This is a genomic window from Micromonospora sp. AMSO31t (genome assembly GCF_008868175.1).
Lineage (GTDB): Bacteria > Actinomycetota > Actinomycetes > Mycobacteriales > Micromonosporaceae > Micromonospora.
In genome coordinates, this window is record NZ_WBKT01000299.1 from 1 (window position 1) to 1,495 (window position 1,495).

The window sequence follows — 1,495 nt, forward strand, 5'->3', positions numbered from 1 at the left end:
CGACCGGCTGCCGGTCACCGCCCTGTCCCCCCGGGTCATGCGCGCGGCGTTCGCCCGCTTCGCCGCTCCCCGCGCCGCCGCGTCGGTCCATCGGGCCTGGTCCACCTGGAACAGCTTCTTCACGTTCCTGGTCGCCGAGGGTGTCGTGCCCGGTAATCCGATGCCGGCGGTGGGGCGGCCCCGGACCCCGCTCCCCCAGCCCAAGCCGCTGCGGGGCGAGGACACCCCGGAGGAGCTGCTGGCCGCGGTGGCCCGGGAGGACGGCCGGCAGCGCGACCCGTGGCCCGAGCGGGACCTGGCGGTGCTGGCGTTGGCGCTGTGCGCGGGCCTGCGCCTGTCGGAGCTGCTGGCCCTGCGGGTGGCGTCGGTGGCGGGCCGGGCCGGTGAGCGCCGGGTGGACGTCGCGGGCAAGGGCGGCCGGCCGCGTACGGTGCCGATCGAGGCGGGCGTGGACCGGGTGCTGGCGGACTACCTGGACAGCCGGCGGCGCCGGTTCGGGGCGCGTTCCGTCCGGCCGGACTCGCCGCTGCTGGTGGACCGGCGGGGTGAGCCGCTGCGGCGGGGCGGCCTGCAGTATCTGGTGGAGTCGTGTTACCGGCGGGCGGGGATTGGTGACCGGGTGCCGCGGGGCGCGCGGTTGCACGCGTTGCGGCACACGTTCGCGACGCGGTTGGCGGAGGACGGGGCGAGCGCGGCGGAGATCATGCGGTTGCTGGGGCACGCGTCGTTGGCGTCGTCGCAGACGTACATCGAGGTGACGGCGGGTCAGCAGCGGGCGGCGGTGGCGTCGAACCGGACGAACCGTGCGTTGGCGGGTTTGGTGGCGCCGCGGGAGGCGACCTGAGCGGGCAGCATGGTCGGGATGCGGGTGGGTGCGGCGCGGGCGGTGGCGGTCGAGTGGGTGCGGGAGGCGATGGCCCGGGACCGGTCGATCGGGGGCGCGTTCTTCTCCGGGTCGACGGTGGGGCTGCCGGATGAGGCGGTGCTCGCGCCGTCGTCGGATGTGGACGTGCTGCTGGTGCGGGACGCCCCGGCGGCGAAGCTGGGCAAGTTCCGGCACCGTGGGGTGCTGCTGGAGGTCTCGGCGCTGACCTGGACGGAGCTGGGGTCGCCGGAGGACGTGCTGGGGTCGTGGGTGTTCGCGCCGATGTTCCGCACGGACGCGGTGATCGCGGACCCGTCGGGGCGGCTGGCGGCGATCCGGGAGCGGGTGGCGCCGGGGTTCGCGGATCCGGTGTGGGTGCGGCGCCGGTGCGCCGGGGTGCGGCGGCGCGTCGAGGACGGGTTGGCGCGGGTGGACGGGCGGGCGTCGGTGCCGGAGCAGGTGCTGGGGTGGGTGTTCCCGACGTCGCTGCTGGCGGTGTTGCCGGCGGTGGCGGGTTTGCGGGATCCGACGGTGCGGCGGCGGTACGTGCGGGCGCGGGAGGTGTTGACCGCCTCCGGGTTCGCCGACCGGTACGAGGAGCTGCTGTGGTCGCTCGACGGCGGTGGGGTG

General features: G+C 76.3%; 1 protein-coding gene and 1 pseudogene. Both read left to right on the plus strand.

All coding sequences use genetic code 11. The features are described from left to right. On the plus strand, window positions 1-844 hold an 844-nt coding region (locus tag F8274_RS30595; protein ID WP_151465871.1), incomplete at its 5' end, for a tyrosine-type recombinase/integrase. A gap of 18 nt (window positions 845-862) precedes the next feature. Then, a pseudogene (locus F8274_RS30600) lies at window positions 863-1,495 on the plus strand (hypothetical protein); the annotation flags it as partial.